Below are 21,086 nucleotides of genomic sequence, written 5' to 3'. Positions count from 1 at the left end.
CAGGATCGAAAACGCATGCGGGTCGCAGGCGATGATCATGAAAGTCTGACACATTCTTAAGCCTTTGAGCGTAAACTCAATGGTACCATGTCGATCCAGATCTCCTTGATATAGCTTAAACATTCATCTTTTGTACCGCTCTTCCCAATATCTTGCCACCCGAGTGGATTTTCACGGTCCTGAGGCCAAATAGAATATTGCTCCTCATGGTTTACAACAACTTTATAAATGACTGCATCAAGCGAATCTTCAGTATTCATTGTGTTTCGCCTTCCAAATCTTTTATTGGTATTCTTTGTAAATAGGAAAATACTCGCCAGCTTCCTGCTGACATTTTTATCTCTATCTACGCATTAACCTTTATTTACAAAGAATATTACATTATAATTATGAAGGCGGCCATAACATTTCTAGACATTTTTTGTTCAGAACACTTTTTCTAACCACCTTGCGGGAAAGGGAAATATGGGCGTTTCCGAAGAACAACAATTTCGTCAAGTATCCTTTGGAGAATATTTAGCTCAAATACGAACGCGTCTCACGCTTTCGCAGGAAGCACTAGCAGAAGCCATAGGCACCACGTCCCAAAGCATTAGTCGCTGGGAACGGAATAAAGCTATTCCTCGACAATATTATTTGAATCGTTTAGCAGAAGTACTGCAGATTTCCCCGGAAAACCCCCTTACAGCAAAGGGTGAGCATCATCTTTCTGAGTCGTGTTCTGCTTCTTTGTGGCATGTGCCGCATATGCGTAATGCGTTCTTTACTGGACGCGAAAGTATTTTGGATCAATTACATGAAAGATTGCATGCTCATTCTCAGCCTGACCAGGGTCAATCTCAATTGCATATGCTGTCTGGTTTGGGTGGCATTGGTAAAACGCAAATAGCACTGGAATACGCATATCGCTACTCATCTGAATATAGGGCTGTTCTTTGGATCAGCGCAGAAACTGATGAGGCTTTATTTTGTAGTTGTCTCTCTACTGCAGAAGTGTTGAATTTGCCTGAGAAAAATGGGCCAGATCAACATAAGATAATTCGTGCGATTACACGCTGGCTCCGAGGACAAAGAGATTGGTTGCTCATCTTCGATGGTGTAGAAGACCTCACCTGTCTTTCCCCCTTTCTTTCCAGCATCCATCAAGGGTCTCTTTTAGTAACCTCACGTTTACAGGCTATCGGAACTGCCGCCCAACAGATTCTTGTGGAATCGATGAGTGCGGAAGAAAGCCTGACCTTTTTGTTGCAAAGAAGCAAATTATTTCAGCCAGGTAGACCTTCTAAATTCCTTTCAACTGCAGAAGTGTCAGCTGCCCACAAAATCGTAGAAGCTATGGATGGGTTGCCTTTAGCACTCGACCAGGCAGGAACATACATTGAAGAGACTCAATGCACTCTATCGGACTACCTGCAATGGTATAAACAACAAAGATTAAAGTTCTTAAAGCATCGTGGATATAGTAGTCAAGGACATCCTGCATCTGTAGAGGCCACATTGTCGTTGTCATTTCAACAGATAGAACAGAAAAATGTAGTTGCAACTGAGGTGTTACAACTATGTGCTTTTCTAGCTCTCAATGCCATTCCAGAAGAAATATTCACACTAGGATTTGTTCACTGTAGTAAACCCTTGCAAATACTTGTTACCAGTCCTTGGCTTTTAGATGAAGCAATAGCGGAGTTGAGAACCCATTCCTTAATTCACAGAGATCCGAGGACCAAGACCTTGAGTATGCATAAACTAGTACAAGCGGTGTTGCAAGATACTCTACCTGAACAGAAACGTGAGGAACGGATAAGGCAAGTTATCACTGCCGTTCAGAGGATTTTCCCAGATGCCAAAAACCATGCAACCTGGAAGGAGTGCGAGCGGTTAGTCCCCCATGCCCTTCAATGTACAAAGTATGCTATGCCTTGGATGCAGTCGAATAAAGAGTTGGAAACATTGTTATTTAAAACGGGACTGTATTTCACTGAGCGATCAAAATATCAAGAAGCAGAACTTTTATCGAAACAAGCTGTAGAGATGAGAAAACAAATGTTGGATTGAAGTCATGGACCCTCAAGGCCGGACAGTGAAGAAAGTCACCTTCTCCAAAATAGAGTGGACTAAGGACAGCACAAGCAAAGGTGAAGAGAGGATGCACAAACGCCAGCACAGTCCTGAGTTTAAATTGGAGGTGGTTCGACAAGTCGTTTCTGGAGAGGAACAGTCCGGCCAGGTCTGCCGTGAACAGGACCCGGCCGAGAGTGTGTTATCGCGCTGGCGCAAGGAGTACCAGGAACACAGAGAAGCTGCTTTCCAGTTCCAAACACCTGTAGCCACCGCAGAAGCGGCGCGCATTGCTGAATTAGAGCAATTCTGCGGGCAGTTGGCTCTGGAGAGCGCTGTGCTAAAAAACATTGCAGGCTTTGAGATCCAGGAGCGACCTGCGATGATTGTCCAAACCCATCAATTACACCCCAGCTTTCGGTTCAACGGCTGTGTAATCTCTTTAGAATCAGCCAGAGTTGGTACTACGTGATGAGATTGACTACATCACTCTGGAGTTCCCTGGGTATGGCTATTGACGAGTAACGCGGGCATTGCATCGGTAGGGGCAGTTCGTCAATCACAAACGGGTGCTGCGGATTATGCGTGCAGAGTCGTTCTTATGCCATCTGAAGAAACGCTTCGTCGCCAAAACGACGGATTCGCATCATCGTTTATAGATGAGGGTAAACATTAGTTAAGGTTGTAATGATCGATTAAGTGATTCTGGTCTTTTTAGTGCTTTTGATGTAGCAAGGTAGTGAAATCCTTGATAGGGGATGGAAAAGTTCTTTAGGAAAATGGCAGCAAAATTGCTGGGAATATGGGTGCAGGAGAGCCACAGTAAATGGCGAAAGGTCTGCTTATGTGAGCTCATGCTCGAGATTTTCTAGAAGCTCTTCACCGATAATGTGGCCCTACCATGAGTGCAGATCATTGTTCGACTGTTGGAGCTGCAAGTTGTGTAATTCCTTGCATAGGAAATCTATTCAACGTGTATGTTGCGCATCCTCTTGGCCTATCGATGCTGTTGCTTTTGCATCTTCTATCAAATAGCAAGATGCACTTAAAGGAGATTTTATGGACAAAGCATTTTGGCATAATATTATAGAGGACGAGTATGCTGTACCATCTCCATATTCGATCGCCACCCTCACACCTGAGTTACTATCTTATCTAGGATCGACTGATTCTGAACTTCGTGAAGAACTGGCGTATATGATTTTGTGTGAATGGATTGGTAGAGGCAATTACTCTTACCCAGACATTCAGAAGATGGCAACGCAGCTGCTGTATAATCTTACTATCGGTTTAGATGAACAACAGAGTGACACTGTCTTCTTACGCTCCTTTTCTGTGCTGATTTTAACAGAGATTGTGTGTTACGACTTGACTCAGTCTATCCTCTCAGAAGCTGAGGTACAGCAACTTCTCGATCAAGCACTCGATTATTTTCTTTTGGAAAAAGATGTGCGTGGTTATGAACCCGGAAAAGGATGGGCGCACGCCGTTGCACATAGCTCAGATTTCTTATGGGTCCTATCGCAACACCAATTTGTCTCGACCACTGGTCTTATGCGTATTATGGATGCTATCGGAAAAAAAATCACAGCACCCATTGACGACACTTACCTTTTCGATGAGGATGAGCGCTTGGTACGTGCCGTTATGAGTGTGCTTCAGCGCAATCTGCTCGGCTTTTCTTTTCTGACAATGTGGTTAGAAATGCTGATACATCCCAGAGGGCGTATTGCTTGGAACGCAGATTTAGATGGGAAAATGATGGAAGTTGTCAGGAATAAAGCAGAAACCTGTGCACGACACAATACCAAGCATTTCCTGCGCAGTCTTTTTTTTCAATTACGCTCTCCCGGTTTTGCTAATCTGAATTTAGTTGAGCATCGTCCCCCGGTATCAGATGAACTCTTACCATTGGTTGAACACACTCTTTCGCAGATACGTGCTTGGTGTTAACCAAGTTGAGGATCAATTATGATTGATATTCATCAGCTTACACCATCTCAAGGTGTGAACGGTCAATCATTGAGGCATGGTTTCCTCCTCCCAAACTGCGCAGGAAAGCAAAGTCCGGGTCATCTCCGTCCAGGACCGCCTGTGCAAAAAGCTCATCAACTGGTTGAGCAAAGCGAGAGAGCTGGGAGGGTCGTCCAGTTGGTTGAAGCCGCACGTACAGGGTTCACCTGACCTCTTCGGCCATCTTTCGATGAAGAGCATCCTGAATATCGGCGTGACGAGTGGCAGCAAAGTAGTGCTGGTAGGCTTCCATGGTCTGCCAGCCTTGTTTCCATTTATGTACTCAATGAGTTCCCGCAGACGCCGCTTCACTTCGCCTTCAGCGGTGGCAGTCTCGTGGATCTGCCGAACCGCCATGGTCACATACCAATGCTGACATTGATGAATATCGACCTCGATCCCTGCTGCCTGGCAGGCCGGATGCCAGAAGTTTTCTCGAAAGGTTTTCGCGCTGAGCGCCGTCCCAAGGTCAGATCATCGACGATCTGTGGGATCCACATCTCGTCTTCCAGTTTGAAATAGCTGTCAGAAAGACGCTGTTTACACGGAACTTAGTGGAGAACCCCAAGTTGACAGCCAATTTTGCCGAACAAGACGGTTGAAGACGTATCATGGCGCGCCGGTACGCATGCACTTTTGAGCTTGGATTCCTAGAAAAGACATCCTCTGTGTTCCCTTCGTTGAAGTGAGATTGGTAAGACTGGTATAAGACCATATCAGTTTTGTACTGCCATTGCAGTCTTTTGTACAAGACATTGCAGTCAATTTGCAAAGACATCCTCGTTTGTTTCCTCTGTTTTCCGCTTGCGTGCGCATAGAAATAGTGCCACACCTATGTACAACATCTTTTTTTCTTATTCCTGCAAGGCAACTATCCCAAAGCTATCCCTTTTGCTGATGACAATGGCTGTGCCTGTTTTGCACATAGCATGATTATGGCCAGAACCTCGTATTAAAGCGGCATTAAGAGAGGAAAATTGGGGAAGAATCGTGGGAGATGATCGAAAGCTCGACACTCTATACTCATCATAGATTTTGTACCTGTAGCTGTATCGTTTATGGATTGCGCCTCTGATGCATGAGAGAGCGGCATGCAAAGGGAGTCTATGTGGTCAAGAATAGGTCGGTTTTACAGTTAGAGCAGAGCAGGCAGCCAGACGCGATGCGATCGCACGTTGTTCCTGGCCTGGGCGCTAAGGCCTATACGCCAGCTCCCCGCATAGCGGCTGTCGCGCATAAGGGACGAACGCTGGAACTATGGCGCTGGCGCATCGTTGCCCTGCTGCGCGTCCTCTGCGGCGGCCTTTGCCTGGGTGATGCCTGGGTGAAATGGCGTGGTTCCTTCACCGCTGGGTATCTCTCGCTGCTGTCCCATGCCGCCGCGGGACATATACCGCTGGTATCCACCTGGTTCTCCTGGTGGTTCGGGCTGGCACAGTTGCAGACGCAGGCGTTCATCACCACCCTGCTGCTGGCGGAAATCTGCCTGGGGATCTGTCTTATTTGTGGAGTGTTTACCACGCTTTCTTGCCTGATAGGTATGTGCCTGACGGCTCTGGGCTGTATGGGCATGGGTCTGTTCGCTGGTTTCTTGGGGCAGGGTCCACCAGATATTGGTGTGCTGATCGTTTTCTGGCTGACCTTCCTGGGTCTGATGCTCAGCCGTGCGGGGCGATACGCGGGCCTGGGTCCAGACAAAGTAAGCTTGTAGATAGTGTATACGTACGTAGTCTGAGAGGATCGTTTATGGCATACAATGAGGCATCTCAGTTTTCGGGCTACCTGGGTGGGTCCGCGGGCCCACAAACCCCTCATCCTATGATGCAAGGCATGGAAGCGGGCTTTCATCAGGAGCAGATGCAGGGGATGGGTCAGCGCAAGGCAAATGAGAGGCATACCTCCTTCTTTCATGGCGAAGCGCTGGCACGCGACTTCTGGGCAGAACATAGCGGACCCTGGATCGTGCTGGTCTTTTCGGCGGCCTTCTCGCTCTTTCTGGTCTCGATGGTCCTGTTCGGCCAGGTTCCCGGGAAGAGCTTCTTTCTCAAGAGCGCTTCAGATATCTTCCAGTTTGTTGGTGAGGGCATAGGTCTGGTTTTCTGTACCCGTATTGCTTTACGTCTGTATAAAGTTTCCAATCAATTGCGTCGTCAGTTGCTTGAGAGCAAGACTGGTCGGTACTCCCCCAATGAACTGGCCACTATTCATAATGAGGCGCAGGCGGCTCGGCGGGCGTTTATGGCCTGGTCACTGCTGGCCTGTGGCATCGCCCTGTATGCCAGCGGCCAGGCTGTCTGGACCAGCTATGATATCCGCATGAATAGTGCCGATGTGCCATTTCCCGGCATCTATGATATCGGGTTTGTGGGATCATATCCTTTCTTTCTGCTGGGCACGCTGTTTCTGACGCGGCGCAATAAGGCGTCGGTTGGCCGGGTACGCCTGCTTCTGGATGCCCTGGCGGTTATTGGAACAGCACTGGCTCTCTCCTGGTTCTTCCTGTTGAGCCCACTCATCTCCGGCCTGGCACAGGCTCCCAGCACGGGCGCTGCATTCCTTTCAATCTACTTCCCAACCGGAGATCTGTTCCTGGTGGCGATCGGCGCCTTCCTGATGTTCAGCCCACTGGCCAGTCGGGCGCAACAACCGGTCTTTATCCTCCTGTGCCTGGGGCTCTTCTTCCTGGCTATCACCGATAGTTTGCTGGCGTTCTACAGCCTGTCGAATAACTTCAATACGGGCACGCTGCAGGATGTGCTGTGGCCACTGAGCCTTGCTCTGATCGGATTGGCGGCCATCGAGTATCCACGCAGCGTGGCTCGGGAACAGGAACAGGAGGAACGCCTGAAGAATCTCCGGCTGCCGGGAAGTTCAGGTCTGACTCCCAATCGCCTGACCCAGATCAGTATGACGGCACAGACGATCGCTCCCTTTATCCTGGTCCTGGCAACCTGCGCCATTCTGTTGACCAATATCGCGCCTCGTGGTGGTATCACACTCATCCAGGCCGATATCGTGGCGCTGCTGCTGATCTTGATCGTGATCGCGCGCCAGGCCATGACATTGCTGGAGAATAATCGCCTGACGATGCAGATGCGTGGCGAACTGGTCATCTCCAGGCGCGAACTGCAGGTGACGCGGCGCGAGGCCGATGAGGCGACGCGCGACGCACAGGAGAAGTTGTTGATGGAACAGGGGATCGCAGCCCTGCGCGACGTCCATGCCCGGGTTGCCCGTGGCGATATTGTGGCACGCGCCCCAACGGTCAGCGGACCCCTGCTGCCGATCGCTATCAGCTTGAATCTGATGCTGGATCGTATCAGCGCCCTGTCACAGCGCGGCGCCAAATATGATCAGATGACCCAGGAGTGCCGGGTATTGCAGGAAGGGGTGGACCGCCTCGGGCAGGGACTTCCTCCATGGGGACCCAATCAGCAGATGCCACAGGGTGCGCCCGAGCTGCGTTCAGTCTATCTGGGACTGGCCCACATTCAGCGTCGGCAGGAGGGTCAGTGGAGACGGATTGGAGCCGCCCTGGATTCTATCAGCAATCTGACACGTCGTATCCACGAGGCATTGACTGAGATCAAGCACTCCAATCTCTTTAAAACCGAGGTAAATGCCAGCTTTGAACGCATGGTACTGGATCGCGTCATTCGCGAGGTGGATCTACTGGCGGAACAGCAACATAACCTGGTAGGGCAGGTGTCGCAGATCACGACACGCAACGAGGCTTCGGCACAGAGTAACGAGAACGATACTCATCAGAAGCCACAGGCGCACAGCCAGCGCCCGATCACCGATGCGGCCCATGAAATACGTTCGCTGCTCCCTCCACACCAGGGTCATTCACAGGCCTTGCGGCACAATGGACATAGCGAGCTCAGCCAGCACTTTTACCAGTCGCATCACATGGACCAATTACCGTTAGACGAGTAGATTGGCGTTGCGAAAGGAGAAGGTTCATACACATTGGCAGCGTTCCATCACCGATGTGCACACCTTCTCCCTTCACCCGGTTCATATGTGGCACGAAAATTTCCTGAACTCAGAAGAGAGGCCGAACAAGATGGATCAAAATACACAATACGAGCCGCGGGCGGGATCGGGGGCTCTGTTTTGTCTGGGACATCCTTCGCACGCGTTGCGGCCGGGGGAGGTTATCTGTAGCGTATGTGGCGCCCTGGCAGCCCATACCACACTGGGGATCTACGAGGTTCGTAAACTTCTGGGGACTGGAAGGAGTGGCCATGCGTATCAGGCAATACATCAGCGCTCTGGTCAGCCGGTGGCGATCAAGCTGTTTCCGGCCTATACGGCCAATCCTGAACTATGGGAGGCGGCCCGACGCGAGGTGCGCGTAACGACGGCGTTGCGCCACAATTCTATTCTCTCGGTTTTCAGTTGCAGTACCTGGTCCTCGGAACAGCTAGATGGTGGAAGCGGCGCTCACTTCGAGCGATCATCTTCTGGCTCGACCAATCTGTACCTGCTGACACTCTGCCAGTATATCCCTGGCGCGCTCAGGCATTTTGTGGCCTATCTGCAAAACAGCGAAAATCAGCAGGCGATCTACCAGCAGGGGGGCTCACCACGCGCGCTGGTGATGCATGTCTTGCAACAGATCGGCTCCGCCCTGACGGCGGCCCATGCGCGTGGGCTGGCCCATGGCGCGCTGGTTCCGGGCAATATCCTGTTTTCCAGCTATGAGCGCGTCTGGGTAGCTGACTTCGGGCTGGCTCGCCTGCAGCCTCCACCGGCGCCATACCTGGCCCCGGAACTGTACATGGCGGCCCAGGCCAGCCAGCAGGGCAATGCCCAGGCATATTGGAACGCGGTCAGCGCGGCCAGCGATCAATATATGTTTGCGGCCCTCTGTCAGCAATTGTTGCCGCAAACACTGCCAGCGCAGGAGTACGAGCCATTGTTGCCCATCCTGAGTCGGGCCCTGCATCCCAAACCTGAGCGTCGTTACCCTTCTCTGCAGTTGCTCATACAGGATATGGTGACCCTGACATCACGACCCGTTCAAATGCCGGTCAGCCAGCAGTTTAAGCAGCCACAGATCGCTGGCACAAGGCTTGCAGCGACACCATCTGGTATATCATCATCAAGCTTCGATCGTGGCAGTGGACGACGTAACAGCGCGCCATTGACTCCATTGCCAGCTTTCCCATCAGGGCCGCTAACCCCGGCCTTACCGGCGACGCCGATTACACCCGCCATGCCATTGACTCCTGCCGATTGGGAGAAGCGCGGCGATAAGTTATTTACGATGCGCGAGTACGATGAGGCGCTCAAAGCCTACCACCGCGCTATCGAGATCAACGCCGGCAAAGCATCGATCTGGCTTGCTCTAGGCGATACCTATTTCGCGCTCGAACGCTATAAAGAGGCACTGATGGCCTATGAGCAGGCCATGCATATCAACCCGAACGATCCACAAATCTGGCTCAACCGGGGTACTGTTCTCGATGCCCTGGGCCGCCATCAGGAGGCACTCGATTGTTACGATCGCGCCGATCAACTGCGCTCGTCCTGACAGACTCTATCTCCTGCTTATCCGCGCCCTCCATGCTCTGCGTTTTTCGCGGGCATAGAGTGGTGGATAAGTAGAGAATGCGGAGGAGTTTTTTATATGCAGACATTGACCAGGGAACAATTGCGTAAAGATGAAGTTGACCACTATTATCAACAGACCCATCTGCGCCATCTCTTAATTCGGGGCTGTACGATCCTGGCTCCGAACGAACCAGACAAGCTACTGCATGATCAGGATATCTTGATCATTGGTCGCTATATCGCCGCGGTTGGTCCCAGCGGTACGCTCTCGTTGAATCCACTACACCTCGATAAAATCATTACAGGGAAAAATCGTTTAGTCCTGCCGGGCCTGATTAATGCTCATACGCATTCGCTGGAGAATTTGCTGAAAGCAACCTCTCCATCGCTGCCATTGGAGCTGTGGTTGGTACCGCTATTTGGCAACTCCATTGAATGGTCACCGCACCTGGTCTATCTCAGCACCTTGCTGGGCGCGCTCGAAATGCTCAAGACGGGCACCACCGCCGTGCTGGACCATCTCTGGACCAGCGCGGGTGTCGCCGGCGAGTACCTGGATGCTACAATGCATGCATACCATGATGCGGGCATCCGGGCCGCCGTCGCCCCATCCATTGAGGATCGCGACCTGGTATTGGAGGCCGGCACCAGATACGGCCTGCATTTTCCGGGCCATCCCTTTACCGACCGCTTCGCCGATTGGGAGCCGATCGAGGTTCAACTCGAGGTGCTGGAGCAATTTATCGCCACCTGGGATAATAGCGCCAATGGGCGCCTGCGCTGCTTCACGGGTCCCAGCGGTATCCACTGGTGTAGCCCCCAGCTATTGGAGGCGTGCCTGAATCTCACGGAACGCTACCAGACCGGCATGCATCTGCACGCGGTTGAGACCGAGCTGCAGGCGGCGGTGATTCATGAGACCCTGGGGCAGGGAGGCATTCGCTACCTGGAACAGATGGGGCTCCTGCGACCCGGCACGTCGCTGGCGCATACGATCTGGCTGGACCCCGGCGATCTGAAGATCCTGTCGCGCACCGGCACGACGGTGGTGCATAATCCGATCAGCAATCTGCGCCTGGGCAGTGGTCGTTTTCCCCTCTCGGATGCGCTGGACCAGGGGGTCAATATCGCGCTGGGCAGCGATGGTTCGGCCAGCAATGATCGCCAGAATATGTTTGATGTGCTCAAGCTCACAGGGCTGATGCATAATCTGCCCCAGATAGATTATCGCCGCTGGCCGCAACCAGCGACCATCTTGCAGGCGGCGACGGAGGGCGGAGCGACCGCCCTGGGTCTGCCGGGAGAGCTGGGGCGCATTGAGGAGCGGCAACTGGCGGATCTGATCTTATTGGACCTGGATGCGGATGCCTTCGTGCCGTTGCGCGATCCCTACCTGCATTTAATTTATTGTGAACACGGTACAGCCATCGATGGCGTGATCGTCAATGGTGAGATCGTGGTCGAGCAGGGGAAGATGCTCAACGTTGATGAGGCGGCCCTGCGCCAGGAAATTCGCGAGCAATGTCGCTTCGCCATGGCACAGGCACCAGATTCACAGACGTTGCTCGCCCATACCAACGAAATTCTCGCGCAGCTCGACACATTACGTCAGCTGTTTCTACAGAAAAAATAACATCCAGGAGTTCTTTATAACAGGTATCGGTATTTTAGAGTATCTTCACTCTATGTTTAAGGAAGGATTTTTCAGATGGAAGATTCATTGAAACGGTCAGATAATGTTGAGGTGAACCGCAATTATCCAGATGAGCCACCGGCAATCGAGGGCAGTGCATCGACCAGCATTCGCTATACGTTCCGCTTCACCGGCTGGCCAAGCCTATCTCAACTGGTGGCGGTGGCGGTGGCGACGGCGGTCTATACCGTCCTGTCCTGGCTCGGTGTGGTCACATTGCCGGGACCCGCATTTGGCGTAAGTACCATATTTATCGCGATCGGCTTTGGCCTGCCCTTCGCTCTCTGGTTTGGCGGCTGGGCCTTCGTCATCGCCTATATCGGCAACTTTGTGGGCGCGGGCCTGCTCTCTGGCATTCCGGTGCTGGTGGCGATCCCGTTCGGTGCCGCCGACTTCATCCAGCTGTGCATCCCGATGCTGCTCTATCGTTTCCTGGCCTATCGCTTCGGCGTCAGCCCGGTCGGCAAGGATGTCTTCACGCTGCGCGGCTTTATCTTTTTCTTGCTGTGCGCCGTCATCCCGAACAATATCATCGGTGGCCTCTATGGCAACCTGGTGCTGCTGCTGACAGGCCAGGAGCCAGCGAACGCCTTTATTCCCGGTTGGGTCACCTGGTCAGGCGTCAACATCATCATTGTGCTGGTCATCGGCTCAATCCTGCTCTCAACCCTGACGCCTATCGTTGAGCGCTTCGGCCTGACCATTCGCGATGCCCTGCGCTAATCTCTCTCGGCCCGATAAAAAACCAGCCCGCTTTTTTCCCATCGGAGAAAAGCGGGATTATTTTATTTGCCGTTGTTGTTGCATTGATTATAGAGTGACACCACATCAAAGAATTGAGGGTAATCGACGATGGTAGAGATCTCGATCATGATCGAGGGCCAGAATGGGCTGAACTGGCCATATTGGAAGCGGTTGGCGGCGGAGGTTGATCAGCTTGGCTTCGCCGGGCTCTTTCGTTCGGACCATTATACGAATCCCAATCCACCCGATTTAGATTCGCTGGAGATGATTATTTCGCTGGCGTACCTGGCAGATCGGACACAACAGGTCCATTTCGGTCCGCTGGTGGCGCCGGTATCCTTCCGCGAGCCAACCATGCTGGCCCGGCAGGCTGCGGCCATTGATGACCTGAGCAATGGACGCATGATCCTGGGTCTGGGCGCCGGCTGGCAGGAACGCGAGCACCATCTATTTGGTCACCCATTAGGTGATGTGAAGACGCGCATGGCCCGCTTTGAGGAGGCACTGGAGGTGGTGACGCGTCTGCTGCGCAGCGACGAGCCAGTCACTTTTGAGGGACGCTTCTTTCAGGTGCGCGGCGCTACGCTGCTGCCCCGTCCCCAGCGACCCGGTGGTCCACGCATCATGATTGGCGGCAACGGCATCAAACGAACGCTCCCGCTGGCCGCGCGCTATGCCGATATCTGGAACGCCGTCTTTCTGACGCCCGCTGATTTCAAAGAACGCTCTCAAATCCTGGATACCCTGCTCCAGCAGGAGGGACGCCAACCGGATGCAGTCAAGCGCACAGTGATGCATGGTCTGATCTTTGCCCGCGATAAAGCGGAATTGGGGCGCAAGCTCGATCAATATCGCCAGAAAGATCCAGAGTTTGCCGGTCTGGAAGTTGATGAGCTGGTTCAGCGCCTGGTCGCGGCCAATACATCTGTCATTGGTACGCCGGATCAGATTGTGCAGCAGCTTCAGGCCTATGTGGAGGCCGGTGCGCAGGAAATTATGCTGCAGTGGTTTGATTTTGAGGATATCGAGGGATTGCGCGCATTCGCCAGCAGCGTGCTGCCACGCCTGTCTACTTTATAATTGAGAATATATTAATCGAGCATAGTGTGCGGCCACTGTGTGCAGTGGCCGCACACTATGCTCACTTGTTGGAAACACCGTAGGCTTGCAGCTCTATAGATGTCGCGTTGGGCGGCGTGGGATCGCAAAAGGGACAGTTTTCCGCGGGTTTGCTGCTATCTGCTCTGGTTGGAACTCCCTTTCCGCCTGCATGGAAATTTGTGGTCGTGGTGCATCAATGCGTGGAGGCAGAGGCGATGGTGGCAGGATGCGATGCACATAACGGACCCGCGTACTCGCGTGACCGGGTAGCAAGCTGATGAGACGCGTGCGTAAAACGTAAGTAAAGGCCTCCAACACGATGCTGCGCGACATCTTGGACTGGCCCAGCCGGCGATCGACGAATATGATGGGCGTTTCGGCCACGGTGAAACCCTTATTCAAGACCCGGTACGTCATCTCCACCTGGAAGGCATAGCCGCGTGATTGAACGCTATCCAGGCCGATAGCCTCTAACACCTCGCGGCGATAGCAACGAAAACCACCGGTACAATCGCGCACCGGAAGACGCAGCACGGCGCGGGCGAAGATATTGCCGCTACTACTGATCAGGCGGCGCAGCAGCGACCAGTTGGGCGTACTCCCACCAGGAATATAGCGCGAACCGATCACCAGATCGGCGTCTTTGATGGCGCTTAGAAAAGCCGGCAGGTGCTGTGGATCATGGGAGAAATCCGCATCCATCTCAAAGGCGGCATCATAGCGATGGCTGATCGCATACTTGAAGCCAGCGATGTATGCCGTGCCCAGACCCAGCTTGCCCGGCCGGTGCATACAATGAATCCGCCCATCCTGCTTGCTCATCTCCTCCACTAGCTGGCCCGTCCCATCCGGCGAATGATCATCCACCACCAGCACATCTGTCTCAGGGACATAGGCAAAAATACCATGGAGTAATGAGGGCAGGTTTTCAGCTTCATTATATGTTGGAATGATAATTAACGTTTTCATGATCTTCCTTTTTGCTGCTGCTGGTTTAAATTCAGGTTTCTGTTCACACAACGTTAAACAGACCTATTCAGCTACACAACAAAGTGTACCGTTGCGTCCAAATTTTCCTTACTGTCAGGCATACTTTTTACAGGCGCGCGTCCGCTGCGCGGACGCGGGGATATTGATGGGCCGGGTGCGCGAATGCGCATCCGACCCATCAACATACAAATAGCCCCTCAACGCCGCAGGTGTGAAAACCCAGGCGCACGGCAAGCAATAACCATACAAAGAGTAAGCCCTGCAGGTGCGCTGAGGTCGTTTGCCTCAAAAAGCTCTGGTGCCACGTACTACAAGTGAGAGACAGAAAACATATAGAATGATGCCTTCCCGGTTTCCAGGGCAGACAGATCTAGTGTTTTCAGTACGAGAGAGTGTAATGGAGGCAGAAAAATAGATGAAAGCTGAAGATACGCAGAAGGCGTTAAAGAAAGCTGGCCTGGAACGCCTGGCGGACTCTGTTCAGGTCCTGGTACAGCCGGCGATCAGCCTGAAGGCTGCGCCCGTGAAAGATGAGGCCGGATTGAAGGCTGGCATTTCGAAGATAGGTGGCATACCAGATCTCCCCCAGGGACAGCAATGGCCGATGAAAAAGGATGCGCCCCTGTCGTTTGTGGCTCAGATCCGTCTGGATGAGGTCGCACCCTACGATACCAACCATAGGCTACCTCAGCAGGGTATGCTCTGGTTTTTTTATGATGCTAAGCAAGAGACGTACGGAGAAGATCCACAGGATGCTGGCGGCTGGAGTGTCCTCTACAGCAGTGATATCCAGCATCTACAACCCGCTAGGGTTCCCACAAGTTTGCCGCAAGAGGCCCGCTTCAAAACCAGCACAGTCGGCTTTGATGCGATGTCGACAATGTCCCAACAGCCGCAGTTGGAAATTGCCGACCTTGCCTGGAATAACGACGATCAGGCAAAATATGATACGGTATACGCCAGCTTTACGGGCAAACCCTCGACCCAGCCGCATCATCAGATGCTTGGCTATCCTGAGACGCTGCAGGATGACATGCGCCTGCAGTGCCAGATGATGACCAACGGCATCACCGATGCCGATGATCCAAAGGTGGCTGAACTCTCAAAGAGCGCCAACGAGTGGCAGTTGCTATTGCAGGTTGATAGCGATGAGCGTATCAACATGAACTGGCCCGGCTCTGGCATGCTCTACTATTGGATCAAGCTCGCCGATCTACAGGCACAGAAATTCGACTCCACCTGGCTGGTGGCCCAATCTTCCTGAGCTCCGGTAGATCACCACAACTGAAGGATCAGGCAGAAGGAGACGTTGGATGATGCGCAAAGGCTTGATATGGGTGACGCTATTCACGCTTCTTGTCGTTTTTTTCAGTGCGTGTGACCTTCCCTTTACAACAAATATCCTGACTGGCGACCAATCAAATAGGGCACAAACCATGCTCAGGGGCGCCTCCGCTTCCTTTGATAGTATTGTTGTAGCCCCTGCCTGGGGCCACCGGACCAAAACCAGTGGCTGCCAGGCGCAGGGACCGCTACAGGATACGGCGTGCACCCCCGGTGATATCTTCCCCAATCTGACCACGGCCCAGGTCTGCACACCGGGCTATGCCACCTCTGTGCGGAATGTGCCGGTGAGTCTCAAAAACCAGGTCTACGCCTCCTACGGCATCACCAGGCGCGCGCCAGGACAGTATCAGATCGATCATCTGGTAAGCCTGCAACTGGGCGGCACAAACGATATCTCGAACCTGTGGCCCGAGAGCGCGACGCCTGTGCCAGGCTATCATGAAAAAGATAAAGTCGAAAACTATTTACGCGACCAGGTCTGCAGCGGCAAGATAAGCCTGCGAGATGCGCAGATCCAGATCGCCACCAACTGGCTGCAGGAGTACAATCGCATGCCCTATAAATCATCCAACAACTATGACGGCCCCACCGACTGAAAAAGTGATGCGTCTCTGGCGAGAACACCCGGCATAAAAATATCCATCTTCAGGAGAGGCAATTACAGCGAAAACGAGGCCAGGCAACGGCAACGCTTACTGGCCTCTTATTCTTCTGGAAAGACACGATTAATCAGATGGTAAGCGGGCTATTTGTCCTTATGTGCTGGCTGAAGGTCTGTTATTTTCCATATAGGAGAACAGATAAGCCATAGACAAGAGAAGCAAACGCCACCGGCACCAAGAAAAAGTGTGGCGCGCAGACCAATGGCTGTGCCGAGAAAACCGCCCAGTAGAGAGGAAAAGGCGACAACACCGCCGGCAATAAAACGGATGGTGGCATTGACGCGCCCTTGCAAGTTGTTTGGAGTTCTGATCTGGCGCAAACTCAGTTGGTTAATATGGTAAATGAGATCCATCATCCCCATGAGAAAGCGTCCGGCGATGAACAGAGAAATGACAAGCCACATTGAACCACCAGCCAGCGGAATCAACAGAGCGCCCAATCCTTCCAGACAAACAGCTCCCACTATCGCGCGTCCAACACCACACCAATTGGCAGCAGGCGTAGCCGCGAAAGAACCAATCAATGCTCCAACGCTCCCCCCTGCTATGGTCAGCCCCAGGATTGCCGGACTCATATGCAATTCGCGAATAGCGTAGAGATTGACACTCCACCCGCATAAATGACTCTGTTGGAAATTTTTGTTCAGACAACTCGTCAAGGAAGAGCAAAGATGGTAAGGTGAGAAAAAATCCCCCCTTGACAGGAATGGAGTGAAAGACGAGAAGCAAAGGAGCATGCTCATGTCCATGAAACCGAGACGGCTAGATGAGGTTCCAGAAACAACGAACCGGATCGCCCATCGAGCATTCCCCAAAGGGACGCTCGCGATGGTCTTACGAGACGAACTGGCAAGCATCTCTACAGATGAGACCTTTGCTCATCTGTTCCCCAAGCGTGGACGGAATGCAGAAACTCCCTGGCGTTTGGCCGTAGTGACAGTGTTACAAACCATTGAGCACCTCACCGATCGTCAAGCAGCAGAAGCAGTGCGGGCGCGCATTGATTGGAACTACGCCTTGTTGCGCCGTGTGGCGCATGGTGATATCCCTGGTGCAGCCAGGAAGAATGAGAAGGGAGATTCTTGAGTCATCCAACTTACCTGGACCTGAAAAGGAAAGGGGACAAGAGCATGTTGGAAACGCAGAAAACATTCGAAGACGCTTAGGGTGCTGTTCTGCAAGGCTCGCGTGATATGGCAAGAGCTACACTGCTCAAATGCAAATCTCCATGTGGTGTCATATTTCACCCATCGGTCATAGCGTCTATTACCGATGCCATATGATGCAGTAATTACTTAGGGCGATTACTGCACCCTTCTTCATATTGGGGACCAGCTAATGAAGTTGGCAAAGGGGATGAATTGCGTGCCTACGTCACGCTCGGACGTATCACCATGACGTACCACGGGATGGCCTACGAGCTGCGAGGCTTAGGGTCACAGAGTCTTCATACTACTCGTGGGAGTCACGACCCACCAGGGCGGTTGGGAAAGCCAGCCACAGGGGGAAGGAAGACAGGAAATGTGGAGTTCCAACACGAAACGAGGTATGCGTAATGCAGGAGGCCAGGGTTTACTTGGAACTCGTTCGAGAACGTGGGAAAAAGCGATTACCATTGACCCGCGTGTATCGACAATTGTTCAATCGTGAATGGTACCTGATTGCTTACGGCAAAATCTATCGGAACAAAGGAGCCATGACCCAGGGGGTCACAACGGAAACCGTTGATAGCATGTCCCTGGCGAAAATTGATGCGATCATCAACGCATTACGTCAGGAACGGTATCAATGGAAACCGGTGCGACGGGTTGTCATTCCAAAGCGGAACAGCACGAAGACGCGCGCTCTGGGTCTTCCAACGTGGTCAGATAAGCTGTTACAAGAAGTTATTCGCCTCATACTTGAGGCATACTTCGAACCAACTTTTTCTGAACACTCCCACGGTTTTCGGCCCGGACGAGGTTGCCATACGGCTCTCAAGGACATTTACGACCATTGGGCTGGAGTAACCTGGACCATTGAGGGAGATATTGCTGCCTGCTTCGACAACTTGTCGCACGACTTGTTGCTCGATACCCTGGCAAAATATATTCATGATGGTCGCTTTCTTCAACTCATCCGCAGTTTGCTGAAAGCAGGATATCTAGAAAACTGGAAATGGAACCGCACATTAAGCGGTGCACCGCAAGGCTCAATTCTTGGTCCAATACTTTCCAATATCGTGCTCAGCCATCTGGATACCTTTGTCGAAGACACGCTCATCCCAGCATACACCAGGGGAGAACGCCGCAAGGCCAACCCCACCTACACTCGCCTCAGCAGTACCATCCGTCGAAAGCGGCAGCAGGGAAAGCAAGAAGAAACGAAAAGCCTGGAACAACAGCGGCGCTCTCTTCCTTCGATCGATCCCTACGATCCCGATTACCGACGGCTCCGGTATTGTCGCTATGCAGACGACTTTTGCCTGGGAATCATCGGGCCAAAGGAAGATGCCAAGGAAATCAAACGCCAACTGGGAATGTTCCTGCGTGAGTCTCTCAAACTGGACCTCTCAGAAACCAAAACGCTTATTACCCATATGCGCACGGAAAAGGCGAAATTCCTTGGGTATGAACTCTCGACCTTTCAGCGCAACGATGCGCATGAGCAAGCGTACTACAAGCGACGTGTGCTCAACGGGAAGATAGAACTCTCTCTTCCTGCGGCAGTAATCCAAGCCAAATGCCAGCGGTACATGACCCATAACAAGCCAATCCATCGCACGGAGATGCTCAATGACTCGGTCTTTTCGATCATCGTGCATTACCAGGGGGTGTATCGGGGCGTCGTGGAGTATTACCGCCTGGCTCACAATGTCTATGGATTAAACAAGCTGAAGTGGATCATGGAGCAATCCCTGGTCAAAACACTGGCAGCCAAACTCAAAATCTCAGTGCATCAAGTCTACGAACGCTTCCGAGCCACCCTGATGACCGATGGGAAAGTCTACAAAGGACTGCAAACGGTCATCCAGCGGGAAGGGAAAGACCCCCTCATTGCCCAATGGGGTGGTATTCCTCTGCAACGCCGTATGGAGGCGGTTCTCAATGATGATCCCTACCTTTATTGGAATGGGCGAACGGAAATCGTTCAACGACTGCTTGCGGAGACATGTGAACTCTGTGACTCGCATACGCAGATCGAAGTCCACCATATCCGAGCTCTGAAGGATCTTGAACGCTATGGTCGGCCTGAAAAGCCAGCGTGGGTCAAAACGATGGCGGCACGTCATCGAAAAACACTGGTTGTCTGCCAATCCTGCCACAAAGCTATTCATGCCGGGAAACCGCTGACATCTCATCGCCTCGAATGAACATTACCAGAGAGCCAGATGAATCGAAAGGTTCCCGTCCGGTTCGGTGGGGGGCCGATGGAAAAGTGCTCCGCTCTTTGCGGAGGAACTCGCCAGCGGCCTACCCTGTAGTTTACCTTTAGACGACGAAGGGGTCGATTTTACGATTTTATGCGATTTTCGCCAACGGCTCATCGATGCCCATGCCGAGTCTCTGGTGCTCGAACCCATCTTGACAGTCAGCCGGCAACGGGGCTGCCTCAAAGCCGGCGGCAAACAACGGACGGATTCAAGCGCCGTACTCGCTGCGGTGCGAACGCTCAACAGCCTGGAAAGTGTTGGTGAGAGTATGCGGGCCGCGCTCAATGACCTGGCGAAACAGGACCCGGAGTGGTTGCTTTTGCATGTGGCCCCCGACTGGTTCGATCGTTCTGTTCACCGTTTTGAGATGACACGCTTTCCTAAGCAGGAGAGCGAACAACAGGCCCTACGCAAGCAGGTAGGAGAGGATGTGGCACGGCTGTTAGATGGTCTCGAACAGCAAGAAATGCCCTCAGCTTTGGGCCAATTACCTTCTGTCATCCGTCTCCGACAGGTCTTTGATCAGCATTACGAGCGTGGCCAGACTGGAGTGCGATGGCGTGATGGGCCTGCGGTCACGAACGAGGACCGGATCGTTTCGCCCTACGATGAACACGCACGCTCGGCTCGCAAACGAGAACTCATCTGGTTAGGATACAAGATCCATCTGACCGAGACCTGTGATCAAGATCCGCACATGCCCCATCTGATTGTCCAGGTTCACACGGTCCCGGCAACGACTCCTGATAGCATGGCAGTGGAACCAATCCTGCAGGACCTGCGTGAACGCGAGGTGGCCCCTTCGGCCCTGTTCGTGGATCAAGGCTACACCAGTGCCACCTCTCTTGTCGAGCAAGCCAAACGAGGAACCGAGATGATGGGTCCGCTCCAGGAGTCAACCAGTTGGCAAGCGCAAGCTGGAGAGGGGTATGGGCTGTACGACTTTGAAGTGGATTGGCACCAGCAACAGGTCCGTTGTCCTCAAGGCCATCTGAGCCAGCGATGGGCTCCGTTTCGTGACCGACACGGCACAGACAAAATTGAGGTTTGTTTTCCTCCCCAATGCTGTCAGGCGTGCATGGCACGAGAGCACTGCACAACTGGGGCCAAGGGGCGTATTCTCAAACTCCTGCCTCAAGAAGCCTATGAGGCGTTAGAGCAGCGCCGAAAAGAGCAAGACACGTCTGCTTTCCAAGAGGAATACGCCCTGCGTGCTAATGTTGAAGGAACCATTTCACAAGCAGCGCGTCGGACCAGAATGCGACGGAGTCCTTATCGCGGGGAGCGAAAGACGCATCTGCACCATGTACAGATTGCGGCTGGGATCAATGTAGTGCGCATCATCGCACATCTTCAAGCACAAACGCAAGGGACGCTTTCCCGTCCTGAACGCCGAGCCACGCCCTTTGCTCGTCTCAAGGAGGTGGCTCAGGTGTGATGTTCCGATGCCTGAACAAAATTTCCCAACAGAGTCCTTCATGCGGGGGATGAATCGCCGTTCCTTGTT

Annotated in this window: 17 protein-coding genes and 1 pseudogene; 14 read left to right on the top strand and 4 right to left on the bottom strand. The window is 52.7% G+C overall.

Features of this window, described 5'->3' with window-relative positions; genetic code table 11:
- Positions 1-56: 56 nt before the first annotated feature.
- Positions 57-260: an MbtH family protein gene (locus KTT_RS31070; RefSeq protein ID WP_126601551.1), complete on the bottom strand. Its 204-nt coding sequence runs from the start codon at positions 258-260 to the stop codon at positions 57-59.
- Positions 261-465: 205 nt separating this feature from the next.
- Between KTT_RS31070 and KTT_RS31065 the strand changes: the two genes are divergently transcribed.
- The 3 genes from KTT_RS31065 (at position 466) to KTT_RS31055 (ending at position 4,008) form a co-directional block, all read left to right on the top strand.
- Positions 466-2,052: a helix-turn-helix domain-containing protein gene (locus KTT_RS31065; protein ID WP_126601550.1), complete on the top strand. Its 1,587-nt coding sequence runs from the start codon at positions 466-468 to the stop codon at positions 2,050-2,052.
- 4 nt (positions 2,053-2,056) lie between these two features.
- Complete coding sequence (locus KTT_RS31060; protein ID WP_126601549.1) at positions 2,057-2,527, top strand: transposase; 471 nt, start codon at positions 2,057-2,059, stop codon at positions 2,525-2,527.
- Positions 2,528-3,114: 587 nt separating this feature from the next.
- A complete protein-coding gene (locus tag KTT_RS31055; RefSeq protein WP_126601548.1) occupies positions 3,115-4,008 on the top strand; it encodes a DUF2785 domain-containing protein in 894 nt (297 codons plus the stop codon).
- 37 nt (positions 4,009-4,045) lie between these two features.
- Here KTT_RS31055 and KTT_RS36330 read toward each other — a convergent pair whose 3' ends face one another.
- On the bottom strand, positions 4,046-4,222 hold the full coding sequence (locus tag KTT_RS36330; protein ID WP_160146254.1) for a hypothetical protein: 177 nt from the start codon (positions 4,220-4,222) through the stop codon (positions 4,046-4,048).
- A 954-nt stretch (positions 4,223-5,176) separates the two neighbouring features.
- Here KTT_RS36330 and KTT_RS31050 point away from each other — a divergent pair.
- From KTT_RS31050 to KTT_RS31025, 6 genes are all read left to right on the top strand, one after another.
- Positions 5,177-5,779 (top strand): hypothetical protein, encoded by a 603-nt coding sequence (locus KTT_RS31050; RefSeq protein WP_126601547.1) that lies wholly within the window; start codon positions 5,177-5,179, stop codon positions 5,777-5,779.
- Positions 5,780-5,814: 35 nt separating this feature from the next.
- Positions 5,815-8,007 (top strand): hypothetical protein, encoded by a 2,193-nt coding sequence (locus KTT_RS31045; RefSeq protein ID WP_126601546.1) that lies wholly within the window; start codon positions 5,815-5,817, stop codon positions 8,005-8,007.
- Between the two features lie 130 nt (positions 8,008-8,137).
- Positions 8,138-9,610, top strand: a complete 1,473-nt coding sequence (locus KTT_RS31040; protein ID WP_160146253.1) for a protein kinase family protein — start codon at positions 8,138-8,140, stop codon at positions 9,608-9,610.
- Positions 9,611-9,706: 96 nt separating this feature from the next.
- On the top strand, positions 9,707-11,263 hold the full coding sequence (locus KTT_RS31035; RefSeq protein ID WP_126601544.1) for an amidohydrolase family protein: 1,557 nt from the start codon (positions 9,707-9,709) through the stop codon (positions 11,261-11,263).
- Positions 11,264-11,338: 75 nt separating this feature from the next.
- On the top strand, positions 11,339-12,046 hold the full coding sequence (locus KTT_RS31030; RefSeq protein WP_126601543.1) for a hypothetical protein: 708 nt from the start codon (positions 11,339-11,341) through the stop codon (positions 12,044-12,046).
- A gap of 129 nt (positions 12,047-12,175) precedes the next feature.
- Entirely contained in the window at positions 12,176-13,147 is a 972-nt protein-coding gene (locus KTT_RS31025; RefSeq protein WP_126601542.1) for a TIGR03560 family F420-dependent LLM class oxidoreductase, read from the top strand.
- A gap of 93 nt (positions 13,148-13,240) precedes the next feature.
- Here the strand turns inward: KTT_RS31025 and KTT_RS31020 are convergent, their stop codons facing one another.
- A complete protein-coding gene (locus tag KTT_RS31020) occupies positions 13,241-14,137 on the bottom strand; it encodes a polyprenol monophosphomannose synthase (RefSeq protein ID WP_126601541.1) in 897 nt (298 codons plus the stop codon).
- 436 nt (positions 14,138-14,573) lie between these two features.
- On the opposite strand from KTT_RS31020, the gene KTT_RS31015 reads away from it, so the two are divergent.
- Entirely contained in the window at positions 14,574-15,422 is an 849-nt protein-coding gene (locus KTT_RS31015; protein WP_126601540.1) for a YwqG family protein, read from the top strand.
- Positions 15,423-15,471: 49 nt separating this feature from the next.
- Complete coding sequence (locus KTT_RS31010; RefSeq protein ID WP_174844815.1) at positions 15,472-16,101, top strand: HNH endonuclease; 630 nt, start codon at positions 15,472-15,474, stop codon at positions 16,099-16,101.
- Positions 16,102-16,250: 149 nt separating this feature from the next.
- Here KTT_RS31010 and KTT_RS31005 read toward each other — a convergent pair whose 3' ends face one another.
- Positions 16,251-16,904, bottom strand: coding sequence for an MFS transporter (locus tag KTT_RS31005; RefSeq protein WP_371864943.1), 654 nt, complete (start codon positions 16,902-16,904; stop codon positions 16,251-16,253).
- 4 nt (positions 16,905-16,908) lie between these two features.
- Between KTT_RS31005 and KTT_RS31000 the strand changes: the two are divergent.
- The 3 genes and pseudogenes from KTT_RS31000 to KTT_RS30990 form a co-directional block, all read left to right on the top strand.
- Positions 16,909-17,187: pseudogene (locus KTT_RS31000) on the top strand (transposase); the annotation flags it as partial.
- Positions 17,188-17,722: 535 nt separating this feature from the next.
- A complete protein-coding gene (locus KTT_RS30995; protein ID WP_126601537.1) occupies positions 17,723-19,519 on the top strand; it encodes a reverse transcriptase/maturase family protein in 1,797 nt (598 codons plus the stop codon).
- A 46-nt stretch (positions 19,520-19,565) separates the two neighbouring features.
- A complete protein-coding gene (locus tag KTT_RS30990) occupies positions 19,566-21,017 on the top strand; it encodes a transposase (protein WP_126601536.1) in 1,452 nt (483 codons plus the stop codon).
- Positions 21,018-21,086: the final 69 nt, after the last annotated feature.

This window comes from Dictyobacter aurantiacus, assembly GCF_003967515.1.
Classification (GTDB): domain Bacteria; phylum Chloroflexota; class Ktedonobacteria; order Ktedonobacterales; family Ktedonobacteraceae; genus Dictyobacter; species Dictyobacter aurantiacus.
Note: the sequence above shows the minus strand (reverse complement) of the source record. Positions and strands in the feature narration are given on the sequence as shown.

Bases quoted from the DNA above. Each gene is read 5' to 3' on its own strand.
- KTT_RS31020 (WP_126601541.1), bottom strand. From the start codon at position 14,137: ATGAAAACGTTAATTATCATTCCAACATATAATGAAGCTGAAAACCTG.
- KTT_RS31060 (WP_126601549.1), top strand. From the start codon at position 2,057: ATGGACCCTCAAGGCCGGACAGTGAAGAAAGTCACCTTCTCCAAAATA.
- KTT_RS31005 (WP_371864943.1), bottom strand. From the start codon at position 16,904: ATGCTCCTTTGCTTCTCGTCTTTCACTCCATTCCTGTCAAGGGGGGAT.
- KTT_RS31055 (WP_126601548.1), top strand. From the start codon at position 3,115: ATGGACAAAGCATTTTGGCATAATATTATAGAGGACGAGTATGCTGTA.
- KTT_RS30995 (WP_126601537.1), top strand. From the start codon at position 17,723: ATGCAGGAGGCCAGGGTTTACTTGGAACTCGTTCGAGAACGTGGGAAA.
- KTT_RS31040 (WP_160146253.1), top strand. From the start codon at position 8,138: ATGGATCAAAATACACAATACGAGCCGCGGGCGGGATCGGGGGCTCTG.
- KTT_RS31015 (WP_126601540.1), top strand. From the start codon at position 14,574: ATGAAAGCTGAAGATACGCAGAAGGCGTTAAAGAAAGCTGGCCTGGAA.
- KTT_RS31065 (WP_126601550.1), top strand. From the start codon at position 466: ATGGGCGTTTCCGAAGAACAACAATTTCGTCAAGTATCCTTTGGAGAA.
- KTT_RS31030 (WP_126601543.1), top strand. From the start codon at position 11,339: ATGGAAGATTCATTGAAACGGTCAGATAATGTTGAGGTGAACCGCAAT.
- KTT_RS31010 (WP_174844815.1), top strand. From the start codon at position 15,472: ATGATGCGCAAAGGCTTGATATGGGTGACGCTATTCACGCTTCTTGTC.
- KTT_RS31035 (WP_126601544.1), top strand. From the start codon at position 9,707: ATGCAGACATTGACCAGGGAACAATTGCGTAAAGATGAAGTTGACCAC.
- KTT_RS31025 (WP_126601542.1), top strand. From the start codon at position 12,176: ATGGTAGAGATCTCGATCATGATCGAGGGCCAGAATGGGCTGAACTGG.
- KTT_RS31070 (WP_126601551.1), bottom strand. From the start codon at position 260: ATGAATACTGAAGATTCGCTTGATGCAGTCATTTATAAAGTTGTTGTA.
- KTT_RS31045 (WP_126601546.1), top strand. From the start codon at position 5,815: ATGGCATACAATGAGGCATCTCAGTTTTCGGGCTACCTGGGTGGGTCC.